Below are 18597 nucleotides of genomic sequence, written 5' to 3' on the forward strand. Positions count from 1 at the left end.
CATCGTGGTCTCGTTTTCCGCTTCGTTCATAGCGCCGCAAGAAACTGCTCGAGCGCGGACTTCATCTTCTGAATGGCCGCGTCGGGCAACAGCATCACGAGCTTCGCCACAAAGCCGCCGCGTTCCAGCGTGAAATGCACTTCGAGCAGCAGCGCCATGTCCCAGCGGCCCAGGTGCTGTTCGCCGAGCGCGCGCACGAGTCCGTCGGGCAGCACGAACGTGGGCCGCGAAAACGAGAGCCGTCTGCCCAGTTGCTCGAATACGCTGCACACGCACGCGCCCACCAGCAGGCTCGCAATGTCGGCCAGCACTTCGCTTTCCAGGTCGCTCGACACGTCTTCGTAGCCCATCAGTTCCTTGAGTTCGCGGCGGCCGTCGCGCCCGAACAGCACGATGGCCTCGCCCGAAATGTCGGACTGAAACGACTGACGCACGGGCGGCGGCACGTCTTTCGCCTGTTCCGCGGCAATCAGCTCGGCGCGCAATTGATCCGCGCTCACCAGCTTGATGTCGGGCACCGACAGCGTGACGAACGCCCCCAGCAGCTCCGCCAGCGCGGCACCGGCCTTACCCATGCCGATGTTGGAAATTTCCTGAAGGGCGTCGCGGTGCTCTTCGTTGAGAAACAGTTCATTCATAGAGCCCGTACCCCTTCAAAATAGGCACGATGCGATCGGTCGAAACCGGCTTCGGCACGAAGCCGATCGCACCCAGCGCCTTCACGCGCTCCACCGCGCCGGACTGAATGTCCGCCGATACCACGATCACGAAGGCGTTCATGCCTTCGTGGCGAATGCTTTCGAGCACCGTGAAGCCATCCATGACCGGCATGGTCAAGTCCAGAAAAATCACCGCGCCCTTGCCCGCGCGATACAGGTCCAGCGCCTCCGCGCCGTTGGCTGCCTGCGCGATGTCCACGTCCCAGTCGTCGGGCAAGGACTTGATCAACAACTTGCGGGCAAGCATCGAATCGTCCGCAACAATGATGGGTAAAGCCATACCACCTCCTCGTCAGCCGGCTGCCGGCAACGCTGCGTCTGCGGCGCCGTCCACCGGCAGCGCGACGCGGAACGTGGTGCCCACGCCGCGCTCGCTTGTTACCGTGATCCGTCCGTGATGCGCGTTCACGATGCCGTAGCTCACCGAGAGCCCGAGCCCCGTGCCCGTGCCGACGGGCTTCGTCGTGAAGAACGGATCGAAAATGCGCTTCAGGTTCTCCGGCGCGATTCCGCAGCCGGCGTCCTCTATTTCGAACCACACGAAAGGCGCGCCGCGGCCTTCGTTCGCCTCGTAGCCGGTACGAATGGTGATCGTGCCGCGCCGTGCGTCGCGATGTGCGCCCTCGCCATGCAGCCCCGCATACGACTGCGCGGCGTTCACCACCAGGTTCAGCACGACCTGGTTGATCTGCGACGGAATGCAATGCACCTGCGGCAGCTCGCCGTATTCGCGCACGAGTTCGGCCAGATACTTCACCTCGTTGTGCACGATGTTCAGCGTGGATTCGATGCAGCGGTGAACGTCGACCCATTCCCACTGATGCGCGCTGTCCACACGCGAGAAATCGCGCAGATCCACCACGATGTCGCGCACGCGCGCAAGCCCGTCCTTCGATTCCGCCACGAGCGCCGGCGCGTCGTCGCGCACGTAGCCCAGGTCCGCCTGTTTTTCGAGCGCCGCCACCGCGGCCTTCAAACCGGCGTCGCCGCTGCGCGCCACCGCCGCGCCCACGTCTTCCACGTAACGCGTCAACGTGGCGAGATAGCCCGACAGCGTGTTCAAGTTCGAGAGCACGAACCCCACGGGGTTGTTGATCTCGTGCGCGATGCCCGCCGCAAGCTGGCCAATAGCGGCAAGCTTCTCGGACTGCAGCAACTGCTGATGCGCCTGCGCCAGTTCGTCGTTGAGCGCCGACAGCTGCGCGTTGCGTTGCGTCAGTTCCGCGAGCATGTCCGTCGCCATCTTCTCGCGCTCCTGCAACTCGCCATACGCCATGCAGATGTCCGTGGCATCCACGATGGTCACGCCCACGGCAATCACCGTGCCGTGCCCGTCGTCGATGGGAACGAAGCTGCAGTTCTGGCGCATGGCGTCGATCGTTCCCGTGATGGGACGCGAATGCTCAAAGCGAAACAGATACGGCCGGTGCTCCCACGACGAAAACATCGAAACGCCCAGCGCGAACACGCTTTCCACTTTCTTCGTGAACCAGCGGCGCGCGAGGTCGGGGAACAGCGAAAAGAGGTCCCGGCCCACCACGTCTTCGGCAAGCCGTCCGCTGTGGTACTCCATGAAGCGGTTCCACGACAGCACGCGCATGTCGCGATCCACCGAAAACACGCCGCAATTGACGAGTTCGACGATGGCTTCCGAGAGCTGCGTTCTGGTGACGTCCGACATGGCGAGAACAATGCATGGGCGAACAGGCCTGCTCTCGCAGAGGGCTGGGGCGGAACCTGCGCACGCACGATAACGTGATCGACATCTGCGTTAACGGCCGCTCTTTCCATCTGCAGAATGCGGGGAATCCCTGTGATGGACGCGAAATACAGCGCGGCGATTGTCCGCGACTTCGCGCTGAAGTCGGGAAGCGATGAAATGAACTGCGGCCCCTTTTCCCGGGGGCCGCTATCTTGCTTGATCGATATGGCGTGCGCTGCAGGCGCAGTGCAGACTGCGGGACTTACTTGCCCAGTTCGTGCCCGATGATGCCGCCCGCCACCGCGCCGCCTACGGTACCCACCGTGCTGCCGTGCGTGGCCTCGTGGCCCACGTAGCCGCCTGCCGCTGCGCCGCCCAGCGTGCATCCCGAAAGCGGCGCAACCAGCAGCGCCGCGGCCCACATGCTGACGAAGAGAAGTCGTTTCATGGTCTTGTCCCTGAACTGAAACTGATGTCTTTCATTCAGCAAACAGTGTGCCGCTGCGTCGTTCGCCCGTTTCGTTCCGCCCGTTGGCGACGTGGGCGTGCGGTTTGCTCGCGGCGTGGAGTCGTTGCCGCCACGCGCGGAAGGAGAACAACGCATGCGCAAACGTTTCACCTCGCTCCACACCGCTTCGACACGCGCGATGCAGGCGACCACCTGCGTTTTCGCCCTGATGCTGGCCGCGCTGATTTGCGCATGCAGCACGCCGGGCCGCGACGAGGGCGCCGTTTCCGCGGGTCCGCCCGATCGCGGCGTGGCCACGGCGCCTGTGCGCTATGCGTTGCCGCCGATGGGCTGGAATTCGTGGAACGCGTTCTCGTGCAACATCGACGAGAAGAAGATTCTCGCCGTAGCCGACGCGATGGCATCCAACGGCATGGCCCAGGCGGGATACCGCTACGTCACCGTGGACGATTGCTGGGTAGGCGGGCGCGACCCGAAGACCGGCAAGCTCTATGCCGATGCACACGCGTTTCCCGGCGGTATCGCCGCGCTCGCCAATTACGTGCACAGCAAGGGCCTGAAGTTCGGGCTCTACACGTCGGGCAACGTGAGCACGTGCGCGGGCATGTCTACAGACCGGCATCCGCCCAGCTGGCCGCAAGGTGCGAACGGGGGCAGCCTCGGGCACGAGCGCATCGACGCGCAAACGTTCGCCGACTGGGGCGTCGACTACCTCAAGCTCGACCTGTGCGGCGGCAAACTCAGTACGTTTGCCGCCATGCGCGCGGGCATCGCGGCAAGCGGCCGGCCCATGTATCTGAGCATCAATCCGTACAGCTACAACCGCACGCTGCGCACGCGGTTCGCCGACGACGGCACGTTCTACGCCCCGGCCTACGCGGACACGTCGCGCATTTCGCAGGACATCACGGAATCGTTCGCGTCGGTGGAGTCGATTGTCGATATCGCGGCGGCGGATGCCGCATGGGCGGTGCCGGGCTATTTCAACGACCTCGACATGCTCGAGGTGGGCCACGCGTTCAGCGCCGATCAGGACGTGGCGCACTTCATCATGTGGGCCGTCATGGCGAGCCCGCTGAACGCGGGCAACGACGTGCGCACGCAGCGCGATGCCACACGCGCGTTGCTCACGAACCCCGGCATCATCGCGGTGAATCAGGACGCGCTCGCGCTGCCCGCCGTGCTCGATCAAACCGACAGCATGGGTGCGTTGCAGGTCTGGACCAGGCCGCTCGTGCAAAGCGGCACGCGCGCGGTGGCGTTCATCAATCGCGGTGCGGCGCCTGTGCAGGCCACCGTGCGATTCGCGAGCGTGGGTCTGGATGCGCCGCATCACGCGTGGGATCTGCTCACCGGCTCGCCGTTGCCCGTCGCGGATGGCAGCGTCAGCGTCACCGTGCCGGCCACGGGCGCGCGGCTCATCCGGCTCGACGGACGCGACCCCGTCGCCGCGACGGGGCCGCTCGCCGCGCAGCGCTGGATCTGGTCGGTCACGCGTGCGGGCTCGGCGGCGAACGATCCCGATAGCGAGGTGGGCGTGAAGGTATGGCCGGCTGCCGCGCCGCAACCGTTGCTGCCTGCGGGTGCAAAGCGGGCCGACGCGATCGTCGCGGGCGGCGTTGCGTATCGCGACGGCATGGCGGTGAGCGTGCCCACGCAGATCGTCTATCGGCTCGGCCGGCAGTGCAGTTCGTTTCAGAGCGACATCGGCCTCGATCGTCGTTCGCCGCCCACGAGCCGCGCCGCGTTCCAGGTCTGGGCCGACAACGTCCTGCTCTACGACAGCGGCCCGCTGAGTGCAGCCACGCCGCCGAAGACGGTGCGTGTCGACATCTCAGGCCGCGATACGTTGCGGCTCGTGGTTACGCCACGCTCGGGCGGCGATGCACGCGATCGCGCAGCGTGGGCCGATCCCTCCGTGGTTTGCACGAGCGGTTCGGTGGGTGCGCCATAGGGAACCGCGTGGCGGGTGCAATGCGGGGGCGCAATTCGGGTCCAACGCGTGATGCCGCTGAGGCAAGCCACGCCGATGCGAACCGCTGCGCGCGGATACAATGCCGGCTTGGTTTGCCGGCTGTCCACTCTTCACCATCCGAATCCATCCATGCGTCCTGCTTCCCGGGAGTTTCTGCTCGGCCCGCTGCTCAAAGGCGTCTCGCGTTCCTTCTATCTCACGCTGCGCGTGTTGCCGGCGGGCATGCGCGACCCGGTGGGGCTCGCCTATCTGCTGGCGCGTGCCGCGGACACGATTGCCGATACCTCGCTGATTCCGCCCGAGCAACGGCTTGCGCTGCTGCTCGCGTTGCGTGCTCACGTGAACGGCACGCACCACGATGCCGGGGAAAGCGAAGCCGCTTTCACGCAACGGCTTGCCACTGAAGTGGGCGCGCAGCAAACGCAGTCCGACGAGAAGACGCTGCTCGAATCCGTGGGGCCCGCCCTCGCCGTGCTCGCGCAACTGGACGACACCGACCGCGCCGCCGTGCGCGACATCGTGACGACGCTCACGCAAGGCATGGAATTCGATCTGCGCACGTTTCCGGACGAACGCTCCGGCCAGATCGCGGCACTCGGCGAGCCGGACGCGCTGGACCACTACACCTACCTCGTCGCCGGTTGCGTGGGCGAGTTCTGGACGCGCATGACCTACGCGCATCTGCCCGGTGTGCTCACAAGCGATCGCACGGCGACGCTGCAACGCGGCGTGCGCTTCGGCAAAGCCCTGCAGATGACCAACGTGCTGCGCGATTGCGGCAAAGACCTGCGCATCGGCCGCTGCTATCTGCCCGCGTCGATGCTCGCGCGTCACGGCCTGACGCCGCACGACCTGTTGCTGCCCGATGCCTCGCGGCGCGCTCGGCCGCTCATGCTCGAACTGGTGGGCAAGACGCTGGACCTGTACCGCGACGCCGTCGAATACACGCTCGCCATTCCCGCGCTTCAGCTGCGGCTGCGTCTTGCCTGCCTGTGGCCCATTCTGATCGGCCTCGAAACGCTGCTGCTGCTCGTCAGCAACGACGCGTGGCTCGACCCGGCGAAGGTCTCGAAAATTCGACGCAGCGAGGTGTACGGCATCGTGGCGCGCTCCACGCTCGCGGCACCGTCGAACGCGATGCTGCGTACGTGGACGGGCCGGCTCATCGCCAGCATCGAGGCGCGGTCATTACCTGCGAGGTAATCGAATTGCGGCGGGGCGTCCGCTAGCATCGAACCGTGCCTCGCGCGGTGTGCGAGGCGTCACGATCGAACCGGAGCCGCCATGTCCACCTATGCCGTCGCCCATCTTCACAGCGTCACGATGTGCCCCGCCATCGTCGAATACCTCGAACGCATCGACGCCACGCTGGCGCCGTTCAACGGCCGCTTCGTCGTGCACGGTGGGCCGACTGAACTGCTGGAAGGCCGCTGGGACGGCGACCTCGTCGTCATCGAGTTTCCCGATCGCGAATGCGCGCGTGAATGGTACGGGTCGCCCGCGTATCAGGCCATTCTGCCGCTGCGTACGCAGCATTCGGTGGGCGACGTGATTCTCATCGATACCGTTGAAGCGCCGCATCGCGCGACGGACGTGTTGCAGCGAGATTGAAACCGCCGAGGCCTGAGCCCGTCCCCCAAAAAATTTTTCGGGCCGATGTCACACGCGCCGCCTCCCATCTCGTCATGTCAGGGAACCCCCCAACGAAAGGAGATGGAACCATGACTGCCAGACTCGACCCGTTCGCCGCCGCCCCCGCGCTGATGAAGTCCTGGATGAGCACCTCGCTCGCCGCGGCGGGCAGCCTTGAGCCCGGCCTCGTCGCGCTTGTCGAGGTGCGCGCGTCGCAGATCAACGGGTGCGCGAACTGTCTTAACATGCATACGGCCGACGCTCGCGAGCGAGGCGAGACCGAACAGCGCCTCTACCTGCTGTCGGCCTGGCGCGAAGCGCCCTGCTACAGCGAGCGCGAACGCGCGGCGCTCGGCTGGACCGAGGCGCTCACGCGGCTCTCCGAAGGCCCGTCGCTCGAACACGCGCGCGCCGCACTCGACGAACACTTTACCGAGGAGGAACAAGTGAAGCTCACGGTCATGATCAACGTGATCAACGGCTGGAACCGCCTCGCCGTGGGCTTCGGCCTGTGGATCGATCCGGCGGCGGCGAAGGCCCGCGCGCGAGCGGTGGCGGGATGACAGGCGGCGCCGCAAGAGACGCCGCAGCGGACTTCGACCCGCTGCGGCACACGTTGATTCGCGTGGCCTACCGCATGCTGGGTTCGGTCGCAGACGCCGAAGACATCGTGCAGGACGCGTTCATCCGCTGGATGCACGTGGACCGCAGCGAAGTGCGCGTGCCCGAAGCGTTCCTGCGCCGCATGGTGACGCGCATGTGTCTCGACCAGCTGAAGTCCGCGCGGCACCAGCGCGAAACGTACATCGGCCCGTGGCTGCCGGAGCCCGTTGTGGAAGACGACGAGCAGGAAGACGTCACGCTGTCGCTGATGCTGGCGCTGGAACGCCTCTCGCCGCTCGAACGCGCAGCGTTCCTGCTGCACGATGTATTCGGTCTCGATTTCGACGAGGTCGCACGCACGGTTCAGCGCGAACCCGCCGCGTGCCGCCAGCTCGCGGCACGCGCTCGCGCACATGTGCGCGAAGCGCGGCCGCGCTTTCGCGTGGAGAAAGCACGCGGGCTCGAAATTGCCGAAGCCTTTTTTGCCGCCTCGCGCAGCGGCGACATGAGCGCGCTGGGCGCCATGCTCGCGGCCGACGTGAGCATCCACGCCGACGGCGGCGGCAAGCGGTCCGCGGCAGGCAAACCCGTGCTGGGCTTCGACAAGGTGATGAAGGTGCATGCGCACCTGGCCGAGCTGTTCCGCAAGAACGGTTCGACACTCGTGCGCACGGGCTTCGTCAATGGCCTGCCCGGCTTCGTCACCCTCGAAGCCGATGGCGAGTTGCAGACCACCGCGCTCGAAATGGAAGACGGCAAGGTGGTGGCCATTTACGTGGTGCGCAATCCCGACAAGCTGCGGCATCTGCATTAGAACCATCAGGTCTCTTCCCGGGACGACCCCCGTTCGTCCCGTTTTCACTGCGCTGCGATATCATCGGACGCGCTTGCGCGAGACGCCAGCGTTGGCCCAGACGCGCGCTGTCGAGCGTCGCCGGGCCTCTCCAGAGTTGCATCCTCGAATCATGTAACTGCATGCCGGGCAGCCACTGCGCGCGCCTGGCCGGGAGCCGAAATTGAGCTTGAGCGCATTCTATGCAGCCTTCTTTCCCACCATCTGGTTAGCGTGGCTCACTGCCTGGTTCGCGCTGGCGCGCAACGTCAAGGCCACCGTCCGGCGCCAGGCCGCACTGCCGCGTCTCGTCAACGTGGCGCTGCTGTTCGCCGCGGCAGCGCTGCTGACCGTGCGATACGTGCCGGTGCCGACGCTCATGGAGCGCTTTCTGCCGGCGTCGCAATGGCGTGCATGGTGGACGGTGGGCGCGGTGCTGACCGTCGCCGGGCTGCTATTTGCCGTGTGGGCGCGCGTCTACCTGGGCCGCAACTGGAGCGGCGTGGTCACGGTGAAAGCCGATCATGAACTCATCACAGGCGGGCCCTACCGGCTGGTTCGCCATCCCATTTACACGGGCCTTGCGCTCGCATTCGCCGGAACCGGACTCGCCATCGGCCAGTGGCGCGCGGTGCTGGCCTTCGTCCTCGTGCTGATTGCAATCGTGCATCGCATCATCGTGGAGGAGCGCTTCATGCGCGAGCAGTTCGGCGCCAAGTACGACGAGTACGCGCGTCGGGTGAAGGCGTTGGTGCCGTGGGTGGTTTGAGGGGAGGGTGGCATGCATGCCACTCCTCCTCAAGGCATGCCCCCCAACGAAGGCGAAATCGTGCTGCCGCGATTCGGGTCCTCAGGCTCGACCTTCGGCGCGGCGGACTGCACGGAAAGCGGCACGTGCCGGGCCTTGCAGGCGTCGAGGGACGTGTCCGCCACGCAGCGTAGAAACGCGTCGGCATCGTCTTTCGTTCCGAACGTGTAGACGTTGTCGTCGACCTGCACCGCAGTGTCCGATTGGCGAATGGCCGTCATGGTCATGGCGTTCCCCTTTCTTTCTTCAACAAGACGAAGAGCGAGTGCCGCAACGCACGTACCCACCGCGTAGCGGGCCACGCCGCCACCGGCAAGCAGGCACGCAAGATGCTGGCGCCCCCTGAGACGCCGCGCACTCTCGCCCACGCCGCCATGCCGCCATCCCATCGCTCTTGTCGAGCCTGCTTACTGATCGTTTGCGTCGCGCTCGCGAGCGGCGTCCGCGGCGGCGAGCCGGCACCCCAGCAGCAGTCATGGCGGTACAGCACGTTGCTCTCGTTTGCGCGCTCGGCGTCGCTCGTGCTCGATGCGTCGCTGCGCGGCGACGTGCCCGGCTTCTATGCGCGCAGCGCGTTGCGCACGCTGTCGCGCAACGTCGCCACGACCGCCGACGACATCCAGGCATCGTTCCATTCAGGCGACCCGCGCGCGGCTCCGGTGCTGGAGCAAGCCTCGCAGATCGCCCGCTCACTCGCTCAGGCCGATGCCGCGCTCGCGGCACACAACCGTAGCGGCATAGCCGGTGCAAAGCAGACGCTCGACGACGTCATCGCCCATTCATCCCCTGCGCGCAGCCTCTAGCGGACCTCCCGGCACAGCGATGAAGAAATTCCTCCAGATATCGCTCGGCGTGGTGACGAGTGTGGGCGGATTCCTCGAGATGGGGTCCATGTCCACGTCGGCACAAGCGGGCGCCGGCTTCGGATATCGGCTGGGTTGGGCGCTCGTGCTCGGCACGGTTTGCATCGCGTTTCTCGCCGAAATGGCGGGCCGCTTTGCCGCTGTCAGCGGCCATACGATTGCCGACGGCATGCGCGACCGCTTTGGTTTCAAGCTGTTTCTGTGGCCGCTCCTTGCGACGCTGCTCGTCAATCTGCTGGTGCTGGCGGCCGAGATCGGCGGCGTTTGCATCGCGCTGGAATTCGCCACGTCCATCGGCTACCGATGGTGGGCGCTGCCGGTCGCCGCACTCGCCTGGCTGCTGTTGTGGAAAGGGTCGTTCGGCTTGATCGAGAAAGGTGTGTCGCTGCTGGGTCTCGTGACCTGCTGCTTCATCGTGGCGGCGCTGCTCGCGCGGCCCGACTGGCACGCCGTGGCGGCGGGTCTGGTGCCGCGCCAGGCGCCGCATGACTCTGCCAGTTACTGGTTCATCGCGGTCAGCATTCTGGGCGCCTGCATCACGCCTTCGTTGTTCCTGTTTTATTCGTCGGGCGCGATCGAGGACAAATGGGACCGCCGCATGCTCGGCGCCAATCGCGCCATCTCAGCCATCGGCATGGGTTTCGGCGGCACCATCGCACTCGCCGTGCTGATCGTTGCAGGCGCCGTGCTGATGCCGCAAGGCGTGCGGCAAGTGGAGGACTACCACCAGTTGCCGCTTCTGCTGGTGCCGACGCTGGGCATGGCCGGCTTCGTGCTGCTCGTGCTCTCGCTCGCCATCGCGTCGTTCGGCGCGACGCTGGAGATAGCGTTGCAGCAGGCCTACATGCTCGCTCAGGCGTTCGGCTGGCGATGGAGCGAAGATGCGAAGCCCCGCGAAAACGCAGGATTCAGCATGACGTATACGGTGTCGCTGCTGCTCGCCGCGCTGCCCATCGTGTTCGGCATCGATCCGCTCAAGGTCACCACCTTTTCGATGGCGCTTACTGCGGTCAGCCTGCCGTTCAGCGTCTTTCCGTTTCTCGTGCTGATGAACGACACGAGTTATGTGGGCAAGCATGCCAACGGGGTGATCGCGAATCTTTGCGTCATCCTGATTGTTTCGCTTTCGTTCGTGCTGGCAGTCGTGACGCTGCCGCTCGAAATTCTCGGAGGGTCGTGATGGAGCTGGTGCGCGATCTGCTCGACAAACAACTGGTGGACCGCAACGGCATCAACACGGGCCGCGTGGACGGCATCGTCGTGGAGTTGCGCGAAGGCCTGGCGCCGCGGCTCGTTGCACTCGAAGCGGGGCCGGCCGTGCTCGCGTATCGCGTCGGTCCGCGCATGGGGCGGTGGGTAACATGGCTCGTCCGTCGATTCAGCCGCACTCGCGATGCCGGCCGTTGCCGCATTCCGTGGTCGAAGATCACGTCGGTGAATCTCGACGTCGCCATCGACGTCGACGTGGACGAAACGCCACTGCTTGCATGGCAGCGCTGGGTGGCCCGGCGTATGGAACGTCTGCCGGGGAGAGGCGAATGACGCTCGTGAATATCGAACTCGTGGTGGGCCGCACCGTTCGCACGCAAGAGGGCAAACGCGTGGGCCGGATCGAAGCCGTCTGCGCCCACCGGGAAGGCAACGGCAAGGGCGATGACTGGGTCGTCGACGAATTCCACGTTGGTCCTCATGCGCTGATCGAACGCCTCTCGCTTTCCATGATTGCCGCACTGCTGCCGCCCGCGCTGCGTCCGAAGCGCGACCCGAAGCCTTACCGCATACCGTGGCAACAGCTCGATCTCTCCGACCCGTGGTATCCACGCCTGATTGCCGGCGCCGAGGTACGCCGTTGAATCGGATAGGGAATTTCCCGATTGAGACGAAGGAGGAATCTATCGACATTCGAAGCGCCCGTCTTCAGCGCGGTAGCATGCGGGTGACGCGGGTGACGTGCCACTGCCCATGCTGCGGAAAGGAAAGGAGCATTCCTGATGACGATACGCATCGTAAGACTTGGCGAGCCGCGCGAGCCCGATGAAGGCCTGCGCCTTGGCACCGTGCGCCGGCCGCCTCGCGGCGTGCCGAAGGAGGAGTTTGCGAGCCGCGACTACTACGACGTGTGGCTGCCGCAGCTTTCGCCGGACCCCGAACTCGTGAAGCAGGCTCAGGCGGCCCAGGCCACCGGCGACGCGAAAACGTGGACCGCGTTCGTGAAGCACTTCCGCGCCGAAATGAACAAGGGCGACGCATCGCGCCTGCTCGACATGCTGGCGGCACTCTCGCATCAAACCAACCTTTCGCTCGGCTGCTATTGCGAGGACGAATCGCGCTGCCACCGCTCCGTGCTGCGCACCCTGCTCGAAGAACGCGGCGCGAGCCTGACGGATCACAAAAACAAGGGCAGTTGAAAACAACCGCGCCGCGAAGCTCGACGCCATAACAACCCACAACGAATCAGGGAGCACACGCCGTGAAGGAAACGCTCGTCGTAGACGGCATCGACGTGATCGTCGAAAGCGCAGGGAACGCGGGAGGGGAAAGCGCGGAGGCATCGAGCCGCGAAACGATCGTGATGATTCATGGCTGGCCCGACACGTACCGCTTGTGGGACCGCCAGGTCGAACATTTCGGCACGCACTACCGCTGCGTGCGCTTCACGCTGCCGGGCTTCGACGTGTCGAAACCGCGCAGGGCGTTCTCGCTCGATGAAATCGTCGAGACCATCCGCCACACCGTGGAGCGCACGTGCGGCGACGGCAAGGCCATCATGATGCTGCACGACTGGGGCTGCGTGTTCGGCTACCAGTTCTGCATGCGCTACCCGGAGCGCGTGGCGAAAATTGTCGGCATCGACGTAGGCGATGCGGCCTCGCGGCAATACCTGAACTCGCTCTCCGTAAAGAGCAAAGCCATGATCGTGGGCTACCAGCTGTGGCTCGCCGTTGCATGGCGAATCGGCGGGCGAACCGGCGACCGCATGACGAAGTACATGGCGCATCTGCTGCGCGTGCCGTCGCATGCGGACTTCATCGGTTCGCACATGGACTACCCGTACTTCATCCAGTGGACCGGCGCTCACGGCTCGTTCCGCAACATGATGAAACTCGCGCCCACGTGCCCCATGCTGTTCATCTACGGCACGCGCAAGCCGTTCATGTTCCATTCGCCGCAATGGGCCGAGGCGCTGGCCGCGCAACCCGGCAACAAGGTATGCGCGATTCGCGCCGGGCACTGGGTCATGGTGGACGACGCGCCGCAATTCAATCAAACCGTGAGCGAGTGGCTCACCGCGGGCTGAACGAGCCCCGCGATATCATCACGTTGCCCGCATTCCACCACCCTTCCCTGTCAGGCAACCGTCATGGCACGCGACCGCGGTCTCGAAACACTCCTGAGCGAAGAACTGGGCGCGCTGCCCGGCCTCACGGAAAAGGCGATGTTCGGCGGCTGGGTGTGGATGCTGCACGGCAATCTGCTGTGCGGGGCGCGACTGGACGGCATGCTGGTGCGCCTCGGCAAGGGCAACGAAGGCTGGGCACTCAAAACAGCGGGCATTGCGCCCATGATCTCGCAAGGCCGCGTCATGCCGGGCTGGGTCTGGGCCGCGCCCGAGGCCTATGGCAAAGACGCGCTGCGCCGCAAACTGATCGACGGGGCACTCGAATTCGTGCGGACGCTGCCGCCGAAATGAAGGCGCCGTCCATCGGCTGCGGCACAGAATCCCCATTGAACGAAGCCGATGCGGCCCGCGCGACGGCAGCCCATCGGCCCGCACTGTTTTCATATCGAGGAGACGTCATGTTCGAACACATTCCCGCCTATCCCGGCGACCCGATCCTGAGCCTGAACGAAGATTTTCAGCACGACCCGCGGCAGAACAAGGTCAATCTGAGCATCGGCATCTATTTCGACGACGCGGGCAAGCTGCCCGTCATGGCCGCTGCCGGCAAGGCCGAAGCCGCGCTGCTCGGCAACATCACGCCGCGGCCCTATCTGCCGATGGCGGGCCACGTGCAATATCGCGACCTCGCGCAGGCGCTCGTCTTCGGCGCGGAACACGAAGCGCGCAAGAGCGGCCGTATCGCGACGCTTCAAACGCTGGGTGGCTCCGGCGCGCTGAAGATCGGTGCGGACTTTCTGAAGCGCTATTTCCCGGGCGCGCAGGTGTGGATCAGCGACCCGAGCTGGGAAAACCATCGCGCCGTATTCGAGGGCGCGGGCTTCACGGTCAATACGTACCCCTACTACGACGACTACACGGGCGGCCTGCGCTTTCGCGACATGCTGGAAGCCGTGAAGACGTTGCCCGCGCAAAGCATCGTGCTGCTGCACGCGTGCTGCCATAACCCCACGGGCGTGGATCTCACCGACGACCAATGGGCGGAACTCGTGCCCGTGCTGCGCGAACGCAAGCTGATTCCGTTCGTCGACATGGCGTACCAGGGGTTCGGCGCGGGTCTGGACGAAGACGCCGCATGCATTCGCATGCTGGCATCGGCGGGATTGCCGCTCGTGGTCGCCAATTCGTTTTCGAAGAACTTTTCGCTGTACGGCGAGCGCTGCGGCGGCTTGAGCGTGGTGTGCGAATCCGCGGACATCGCGCGCAACGTTCAGGGTCAGCTCACGGCGACCGTGCGGGCGAACTACAGCAATCCGCCGACGCACGGCGCACGCATCGTGGCCGCGGTGCTGGGTACGCCCGACTGGCGCGAGTCGTGGGAACGAGAACTGGCGTCCATGCGCGAACGCATCATCGCGATGCGCCACGCCATTCACGAAGGCCTGAAGGGCCACGCCGACGACCGCATGCGCGAACGCTACCTGGCCCAGCGCGGCATGTTTACCTACACGGGGCTCACCGAGGCCCAGGTCCTGCGCTTGCGCGAAGCGCACGGCGTTTATCTGCTGCGCTCGGGCCGCATGTGCGTGGCCGGCCTCAACGCAAGCAACGTGGAATACGTTGCGCGTGCCATCGGAACGGTGCTTTCGAACGGCGCCTGATTTCGACGGGTCTGGATGCGCGCCTTTCTGGTGGCCTTTCCGGCGGCCTTTCCAGCCGCCATTCTGCGGCGGCAAAAGGCGCGCTTCCGAACGCAGACCGTTGCAGCAACCCAGCGCGCCGGCTCCTGGGGAGAACCCCAAGCCCAACCGGAAGCTGGCGCCAGACGGCAATTTGCCGTCGCTTTTATGCATTTCCGTATCATATTGCCAAGTCTCCGCCCGGGTCCTATCGTTGTCGGCGCATCATTACGGCTTCGCTTAAAACCTACAAAAAGAGCGCGAAAGAGCCGATAACCAGATGACCACACCTACAGGAGACACCCATGAGCAGCATCTCTGAGCCGGAAGGCCGCGCCGGCTCGCCTTCGTTCTTTTCGAAAGAAGCCACTGTTGCCGGCCCCGGCTTTTCACGCTGGATGGTGCCCCCCGCAGCGCTCGCCGTGCACCTGTGCATCGGCCAGGCCTACGCCTTTTCAGTGTTCAACGCGCCACTCACGAAGGTGATCGGCATTACGCAATCGGCGCCGGGCGACTGGTCGCTCACTACGCTCGGCTGGATCTTCTCGCTGGCCATCGTGTTTCTGGGCCTTTCCGCCGCGTTTGCGGGCAAGTGGCTCGAACACGTGGGCCCGCGGCGCACCATGTTTACCGCGGCATGCTGCTTCGGCGGCGGCTTCATCGTCTCGGCTATCGGCGTGTGGCTGCATCAGATCGCGCTGCTTTATCTCGGCTATGGCGTGATCGGCGGCATTGGCCTCGGGCTCGGTTATGTGTCGCCGGTTTCGACGCTGATCCGCTGGTTCCCCGACCGCCGCGGCATGGCCACCGGCATGGCCATCATGGGCTTCGGCGGCGGCGCGATGATCGCGGCACCCCTTTCCGTCGCGCTGATGAACCACTTCAAGAGCGACACGAGCGTGGGCGTGGCCGAAACGTTCATCGTGCTCGGCATTGCGTATTTCATTTCGATGTCGATCGGCGCGCTGGCCATTCGCGTACCGCCCGCCGGCTGGAAGCCCGAAGGCTGGACGCCGCCGGACACCTCGCACCGCATGATCACGCGCAATCACGTGCATATCGATCAGGCGCTGAAGACGCCGCAGTTCTATCTGATCTGGCTCGTGCTGTTCCTCAACGTGACGGCGGGCATCGGCATTCTGGGCCAGGCTTCCGTGATGATTCAGGAGAGCTTCAAGAACACGGTTTCCGCGGCGGCTGCCGCGGGCTTCGTGGGTCTGCTGTCGCTCTTCAACATGGGCGGACGTTTCGTGTGGGCCTCGGCCTCCGACTGGGTGGGCCGCAAGAACACGTACTTCATTTTCTTCGTGCTCGGCGCGGTGCTCTACTACCTCGTGCCCGGCTTCGCGGCCACGGGCAACATCGCGCTCTTCGTGCTGGCCTACTGCGTGATTCTCTCCATGTACGGCGGCGGCTTCTCCACCGTTCCCGCGTACCTCGCCGACATGTTCGGCACCGCGTTCGTGGGCGGCATCCACGGCCGACTGCTGACGGCGTGGGCGGCCGCAGGTGTGGCAGGCCCGGTGCTCGTCAACTACATCCGCGCCTATGAAGTGGCGCACGGCGTGGCGAAGGCCGACGCCTACACGATGACGGTTCACATCATGGCCGTGCTGCTGGTGGTGGGCTTCATCTCCAACCTGCTCGTGAAGCGCGTGGACGACCGGCATCACATGACCGACGCGCAGCTCGCAGCAGACCGTTGATCGATCGACGCTCAGCGCAAACGCATAGACGCAACCAAGGAGACTTTCATGAGCAATACGGCCGCGCCGCATCCCACCAACAAGGCATTGATGGCGCTCTTCTGGGCCTACGTGCTGATTCCGCTGGCGTGGGGTGTCGTGAACACGCTCCTGCAGGCGATGAAGCTGTTCAGCTGATGCGCTGCTGACGGCGAAACGCTGACTGCGGAACGCAAAAGGCCGGGCACATGCCCGGCCTTTTGTCATGTTGGCGCGTCAATCGGTCGGGTTCGATCGGTTGAGCATAAAGTTGGCCCACGCACGACGCCGAGGCCTTCGCCGTTTGAAACCGGCACCTTCATTTGCGTTTTGTGAACGTAGCGGCCCGCGCAGTTTCGCCGCTACGCCACACTTTAAGGAGACGCAAATGGAACACGATCACGTGTCGAAGCTGGAAGCGAAGATCGCGACGCTGCGCAAGGCCGCCGACGAATTCGCGAGCCAGGACGGTTACGACGTACTGTTCAGGATCATCCATCAACCGGGCTGGACCACGCCCGCCGAATTCGCATTTGCCGTGGCGCTCGTGGACACGATGGCCGGCGCCGCCAACGTGCTCGTGCAGGCGAAGAGCGCACTGGTTGCCGCGAGCCGCGCCGTGGGTCAGTGACACCGCGCGGCATGTCGTGTTTTGCGTGTCGTAGCGGCGCACCTTGCTGCCGCTACGGCCGCTTTAACTGCGCTTCGGAATGTCCAGCGCCCGTTGCACCGCAGGCCGCGCGACGAACGCATCCAGCACGCGCCGCACGTTCGGAAAGTCCTGAATGCCGACGAGGTCGCCTGCTTCGTAAAAGCCCCCGAGGTTGCGCACCCAGGGGAACGTCGCCATGTCGGCAATCGTATAGGCGTCGCCCATGATCCACGCGCGTCCCGCGAGGCGTTGCTCGAGCACGCCAAGCAGCCGGCGCGATTCGGCCACGTAACGGTCGCGCGGACGCTTGTCCTCGTACTCTTTGCCCGCGAACTTGTGGAAGAAGCCCACCTGCCCGAACATCGGACCGATGCCGCCCATCTGGAACATCACCCACTGAATGGTCTCGTAGCGGCCTTCCGCGTCCTGCGGAATGAACTGGCCCGCCTTGTCCGCGAGATAGATGAGGATCGCGCCGGATTCGAAGAGGCCGAACGGGCGGCCCGCGGGACCGTTGGGATCGATGATGGCCGGAATCTTGTTGTTGGGATTGAGCGAGAGAAATTCCGGCGACATCTGGTCGTTGTTCTCGAAGCTCACGAGGTGCGGCTCGTACGGCAAGCCGGTTTCTTCGAGCATCGCCGAAACCTTGACGCCGTTCGGCGTGGGCAGCGAATAGAGCTGGATGCGATCGGGGTGTTGCGCGGGCCACCTGGCCGTAATGGGAAACGCAGACAGTTCGTTCATGCGAAGGTCCTTCATGGCGAATGGAGGAGGCACGAAGCCGTGCGCAAGACCGGCTTCGTGCGATGACGAATGCAATCGATGCCCGCCGAATTCTATCTGCTCCGTCGTTTTGTCACAGGAAAGCCATGCGCGTGCGGCCTTCGCTACGCGCGCGGTGACGTGTTCAAATATCGGACGAAACTCGTGGCGGGCGGCGTCGCCTGTCGCGCCGCGATGTCGCGCCTTCAAACGTGGACCCGAACATGCAAACGTCTTTTCTTCATCCCTTGCGCCTCTCGCCAGGCGACGATCTTCGTGTCGCGCTTCAGCACGCATTGCGCGACGTCGGCGTGCAGGCCGCGTTCGTCGTGCAGGGCATGGGCAGTCTCAGCGTCGCGCAGTTGCGATACGCCGGCGCACAAGAGGCCACGGCACTGCATGGCGACCTCGAAATTCTCACGCTCGCCGGCTCGCTCTCTCCCGACGGCGCGCATCTGCACATGTCGGTTGCAAATGCTCGTGGCGAAGTATTCGGCGGACACGTAGCGCCCGGCTGCATGGTTCGCACCACGGCGGAGATCGTGCTGGCGCTGCTGCCCGAGCACCGTTTTTCACGCGAAATCGATCCGCGCACAGGCTTCGCCGAACTCGTCATCCGTCATGCGAACGACGGCGCGTAAGCGCGGTTTCATCGGACCATTGCACGCGATTCATCGAAACGCCGTTCGCCTTCGTATGAGCAATGACGTAGTGCGAATCGCGCTATGCAGAAAGCACATTTCGTGGTCCGGAATAGCGGTCGAGCCCACACTGTAGGTAAGAACGGCGATTGACCTTCTGCGGTAAACCTCACATATTGTTCGAGCGGCCATC

24 protein-coding genes are annotated in these 18597 nt (G+C 64.8%); 18 read left to right on the top strand and 6 right to left on the bottom strand.

The window, feature by feature from the left end; translation table 11 throughout:
* Window positions 1-26 precede the first annotated feature (26 nt).
* The 4 genes from U0042_RS03005 to U0042_RS03020 all read right to left on the bottom strand — a co-directional run bounded on the left by U0042_RS03005 (window position 27) and on the right by U0042_RS03020 (window position 2845).
* A complete protein-coding gene (locus tag U0042_RS03005; RefSeq protein WP_114809796.1) occupies window positions 27-638 on the bottom strand; it encodes a chemotaxis protein CheC in 612 nt (203 codons plus the stop codon).
* Entirely contained in the window at window positions 631-999 is a 369-nt protein-coding gene (locus U0042_RS03010) for a response regulator (RefSeq protein ID WP_114809797.1), read from the bottom strand. Before U0042_RS03010 ends, U0042_RS03005 begins: the two co-directional genes overlap by 8 nt.
* Window positions 1000-1011: 12 nt before the next feature.
* On the bottom strand, window positions 1012-2400 hold the full coding sequence (locus U0042_RS03015) for an ATP-binding protein (protein ID WP_114809798.1): 1389 nt from the start codon (window positions 2398-2400) through the stop codon (window positions 1012-1014).
* A gap of 283 nt (window positions 2401-2683) precedes the next feature.
* Window positions 2684-2845 (bottom strand): glycine zipper 2TM domain-containing protein, encoded by a 162-nt coding sequence (locus U0042_RS03020; RefSeq protein ID WP_114810070.1) that lies wholly within the window; start codon window positions 2843-2845, stop codon window positions 2684-2686.
* Window positions 2846-3023: 178 nt separating this feature from the next.
* Between U0042_RS03020 and U0042_RS03025 the strand changes: the two genes are divergently transcribed.
* The 6 genes from U0042_RS03025 to U0042_RS03050 all read left to right on the top strand — a co-directional run bounded on the left by U0042_RS03025 (window position 3024) and on the right by U0042_RS03050 (window position 8701).
* Window positions 3024-4844: an NPCBM/NEW2 domain-containing protein gene (locus tag U0042_RS03025; RefSeq protein WP_114809799.1), complete on the top strand. Its 1821-nt coding sequence runs from the start codon at window positions 3024-3026 to the stop codon at window positions 4842-4844.
* 150 nt (window positions 4845-4994) lie between these two features.
* On the top strand, window positions 4995-6068 hold the full coding sequence (locus U0042_RS03030; RefSeq protein ID WP_114809800.1) for a phytoene/squalene synthase family protein: 1074 nt from the start codon (window positions 4995-4997) through the stop codon (window positions 6066-6068).
* A gap of 81 nt (window positions 6069-6149) precedes the next feature.
* Entirely contained in the window at window positions 6150-6476 is a 327-nt protein-coding gene (locus U0042_RS03035; RefSeq protein WP_114809801.1) for a DUF1330 domain-containing protein, read from the top strand.
* A gap of 110 nt (window positions 6477-6586) precedes the next feature.
* Window positions 6587-7060: a carboxymuconolactone decarboxylase family protein gene (locus tag U0042_RS03040; RefSeq protein WP_114809802.1), complete on the top strand. Its 474-nt coding sequence runs from the start codon at window positions 6587-6589 to the stop codon at window positions 7058-7060.
* Window positions 7057-7914, top strand: coding sequence for a sigma-70 family RNA polymerase sigma factor (locus tag U0042_RS03045; protein WP_114809803.1), 858 nt, complete (start codon window positions 7057-7059; stop codon window positions 7912-7914). Before U0042_RS03040 ends, U0042_RS03045 begins: the two co-directional genes overlap by 4 nt.
* Before the next feature lie 208 nt (window positions 7915-8122).
* Window positions 8123-8701: a methyltransferase family protein gene (locus U0042_RS03050; protein ID WP_114809804.1), complete on the top strand. Its 579-nt coding sequence runs from the start codon at window positions 8123-8125 to the stop codon at window positions 8699-8701.
* A 29-nt stretch (window positions 8702-8730) separates the two neighbouring features.
* Here the strand turns inward: U0042_RS03050 and U0042_RS03055 are convergent, their stop codons facing one another.
* Window positions 8731-8967: a hypothetical protein gene (locus U0042_RS03055; protein ID WP_114809805.1), complete on the bottom strand. Its 237-nt coding sequence runs from the start codon at window positions 8965-8967 to the stop codon at window positions 8731-8733.
* A 102-nt stretch (window positions 8968-9069) separates the two neighbouring features.
* Between U0042_RS03055 and U0042_RS03060 the strand changes: the two genes are divergently transcribed.
* The 11 genes from U0042_RS03060 (at window position 9070) to U0042_RS03110 (ending at window position 16977) form a co-directional block, all read left to right on the top strand.
* The gene (locus U0042_RS03060; RefSeq protein WP_157977788.1) at window positions 9070-9543 is read left to right on the top strand and encodes a hypothetical protein; all 474 of its coding nucleotides are present in this window, start codon (window positions 9070-9072) and stop codon (window positions 9541-9543) included.
* A 19-nt stretch (window positions 9544-9562) separates the two neighbouring features.
* Complete coding sequence (locus U0042_RS03065) at window positions 9563-10783, top strand: NRAMP family divalent metal transporter (protein ID WP_114809807.1); 1221 nt, start codon at window positions 9563-9565, stop codon at window positions 10781-10783.
* A complete protein-coding gene (locus U0042_RS03070) occupies window positions 10783-11145 on the top strand; it encodes a hypothetical protein (protein ID WP_114809808.1) in 363 nt (120 codons plus the stop codon). The genes U0042_RS03065 and U0042_RS03070 overlap by 1 nt, the downstream gene beginning before the upstream one ends.
* Window positions 11142-11456 carry a hypothetical protein gene (locus U0042_RS03075; RefSeq protein ID WP_114809809.1) on the top strand — a complete coding sequence of 105 codons (315 nt, stop codon included), beginning with the start codon at window positions 11142-11144 and terminating at the stop codon, window positions 11454-11456. Before U0042_RS03070 ends, U0042_RS03075 begins: the two co-directional genes overlap by 4 nt.
* A gap of 138 nt (window positions 11457-11594) precedes the next feature.
* Window positions 11595-12011 (top strand): DUF488 domain-containing protein, encoded by a 417-nt coding sequence (locus U0042_RS03080; RefSeq protein ID WP_114809810.1) that lies wholly within the window; start codon window positions 11595-11597, stop codon window positions 12009-12011.
* 62 nt (window positions 12012-12073) lie between these two features.
* On the top strand, window positions 12074-12901 hold the full coding sequence (locus U0042_RS03085) for an alpha/beta fold hydrolase (protein ID WP_114809811.1): 828 nt from the start codon (window positions 12074-12076) through the stop codon (window positions 12899-12901).
* Window positions 12902-12964: 63 nt separating this feature from the next.
* The gene (locus tag U0042_RS03090; protein WP_114809812.1) at window positions 12965-13294 is read left to right on the top strand and encodes a cold-shock protein; all 330 of its coding nucleotides are present in this window, start codon (window positions 12965-12967) and stop codon (window positions 13292-13294) included.
* Window positions 13295-13401: 107 nt separating this feature from the next.
* A complete protein-coding gene (locus tag U0042_RS03095; RefSeq protein WP_114809813.1) occupies window positions 13402-14604 on the top strand; it encodes an amino acid aminotransferase in 1203 nt (400 codons plus the stop codon).
* Window positions 14605-14927: 323 nt separating this feature from the next.
* Window positions 14928-16328, top strand: coding sequence for an OFA family MFS transporter (locus tag U0042_RS03100; protein WP_114809814.1), 1401 nt, complete (start codon window positions 14928-14930; stop codon window positions 16326-16328).
* Window positions 16329-16376: 48 nt separating this feature from the next.
* Window positions 16377-16505, top strand: coding sequence for an MFS transporter small subunit (locus U0042_RS03105; RefSeq protein WP_017774035.1), 129 nt, complete (start codon window positions 16377-16379; stop codon window positions 16503-16505).
* Between the two features lie 229 nt (window positions 16506-16734).
* A complete protein-coding gene (locus U0042_RS03110) occupies window positions 16735-16977 on the top strand; it encodes a hypothetical protein (protein ID WP_114809815.1) in 243 nt (80 codons plus the stop codon).
* A 63-nt stretch (window positions 16978-17040) separates the two neighbouring features.
* On the opposite strand, the gene U0042_RS03115 is transcribed toward U0042_RS03110, so the two are convergent.
* A complete protein-coding gene (locus U0042_RS03115; RefSeq protein ID WP_114810071.1) occupies window positions 17041-17745 on the bottom strand; it encodes a glutathione S-transferase N-terminal domain-containing protein in 705 nt (234 codons plus the stop codon).
* Between the two features lie 242 nt (window positions 17746-17987).
* Here U0042_RS03115 and U0042_RS03120 point away from each other — a divergent pair, with 242 nt between their 5' ends.
* A complete protein-coding gene (locus U0042_RS03120) occupies window positions 17988-18404 on the top strand; it encodes a PPC domain-containing DNA-binding protein (protein WP_114810072.1) in 417 nt (138 codons plus the stop codon).
* Window positions 18405-18597: the final 193 nt, after the last annotated feature.

The sequence above is a fragment of the Paraburkholderia kururiensis genome (assembly GCF_034424375.1).
Taxonomy (GTDB): Bacteria; Pseudomonadota; Gammaproteobacteria; order Burkholderiales; family Burkholderiaceae; genus Paraburkholderia; species Paraburkholderia kururiensis_A.

What these genes read in the sequence shown, in the direction of transcription:
- U0042_RS03005 (WP_114809796.1), bottom strand. Translation starts at nt 638, where the DNA reads ATGAATGAACTGTTTCTCAACGAAGAGCACCGCGACGCCCTTCAGGAA.
- U0042_RS03010 (WP_114809797.1), bottom strand. Translation starts at nt 999, where the DNA reads ATGGCTTTACCCATCATTGTTGCGGACGATTCGATGCTTGCCCGCAAG.
- U0042_RS03015 (WP_114809798.1), bottom strand. Translation starts at nt 2,400, where the DNA reads ATGTCGGACGTCACCAGAACGCAGCTCTCGGAAGCCATCGTCGAACTC.
- U0042_RS03020 (WP_114810070.1), bottom strand. Translation starts at nt 2,845, where the DNA reads ATGTGGGCCGCGGCGCTGCTGGTTGCGCCGCTTTCGGGATGCACGCTG.
- U0042_RS03025 (WP_114809799.1), top strand. Translation starts at nt 3,024, where the DNA reads ATGCGCAAACGTTTCACCTCGCTCCACACCGCTTCGACACGCGCGATG.
- U0042_RS03030 (WP_114809800.1), top strand. Translation starts at nt 4,995, where the DNA reads ATGCGTCCTGCTTCCCGGGAGTTTCTGCTCGGCCCGCTGCTCAAAGGC.
- U0042_RS03035 (WP_114809801.1), top strand. Translation starts at nt 6,150, where the DNA reads ATGTCCACCTATGCCGTCGCCCATCTTCACAGCGTCACGATGTGCCCC.
- U0042_RS03040 (WP_114809802.1), top strand. Translation starts at nt 6,587, where the DNA reads ATGACTGCCAGACTCGACCCGTTCGCCGCCGCCCCCGCGCTGATGAAG.
- U0042_RS03045 (WP_114809803.1), top strand. Translation starts at nt 7,057, where the DNA reads ATGACAGGCGGCGCCGCAAGAGACGCCGCAGCGGACTTCGACCCGCTG.
- U0042_RS03055 (WP_114809805.1), bottom strand. Translation starts at nt 8,967, where the DNA reads ATGACCATGACGGCCATTCGCCAATCGGACACTGCGGTGCAGGTCGAC.
- U0042_RS03060 (WP_157977788.1), top strand. Translation starts at nt 9,070, where the DNA reads ATGCTGGCGCCCCCTGAGACGCCGCGCACTCTCGCCCACGCCGCCATG.
- U0042_RS03065 (WP_114809807.1), top strand. Translation starts at nt 9,563, where the DNA reads ATGAAGAAATTCCTCCAGATATCGCTCGGCGTGGTGACGAGTGTGGGC.
- U0042_RS03070 (WP_114809808.1), top strand. Translation starts at nt 10,783, where the DNA reads ATGGAGCTGGTGCGCGATCTGCTCGACAAACAACTGGTGGACCGCAAC.
- U0042_RS03075 (WP_114809809.1), top strand. Translation starts at nt 11,142, where the DNA reads ATGACGCTCGTGAATATCGAACTCGTGGTGGGCCGCACCGTTCGCACG.
- U0042_RS03080 (WP_114809810.1), top strand. Translation starts at nt 11,595, where the DNA reads ATGACGATACGCATCGTAAGACTTGGCGAGCCGCGCGAGCCCGATGAA.
- U0042_RS03090 (WP_114809812.1), top strand. Translation starts at nt 12,965, where the DNA reads ATGGCACGCGACCGCGGTCTCGAAACACTCCTGAGCGAAGAACTGGGC.
- U0042_RS03095 (WP_114809813.1), top strand. Translation starts at nt 13,402, where the DNA reads ATGTTCGAACACATTCCCGCCTATCCCGGCGACCCGATCCTGAGCCTG.
- U0042_RS03100 (WP_114809814.1), top strand. Translation starts at nt 14,928, where the DNA reads ATGAGCAGCATCTCTGAGCCGGAAGGCCGCGCCGGCTCGCCTTCGTTC.
- U0042_RS03105 (WP_017774035.1), top strand. Translation starts at nt 16,377, where the DNA reads ATGAGCAATACGGCCGCGCCGCATCCCACCAACAAGGCATTGATGGCG.
- U0042_RS03110 (WP_114809815.1), top strand. Translation starts at nt 16,735, where the DNA reads ATGGAACACGATCACGTGTCGAAGCTGGAAGCGAAGATCGCGACGCTG.
- U0042_RS03115 (WP_114810071.1), bottom strand. Translation starts at nt 17,745, where the DNA reads ATGAACGAACTGTCTGCGTTTCCCATTACGGCCAGGTGGCCCGCGCAA.
- U0042_RS03120 (WP_114810072.1), top strand. Translation starts at nt 17,988, where the DNA reads ATGCAAACGTCTTTTCTTCATCCCTTGCGCCTCTCGCCAGGCGACGAT.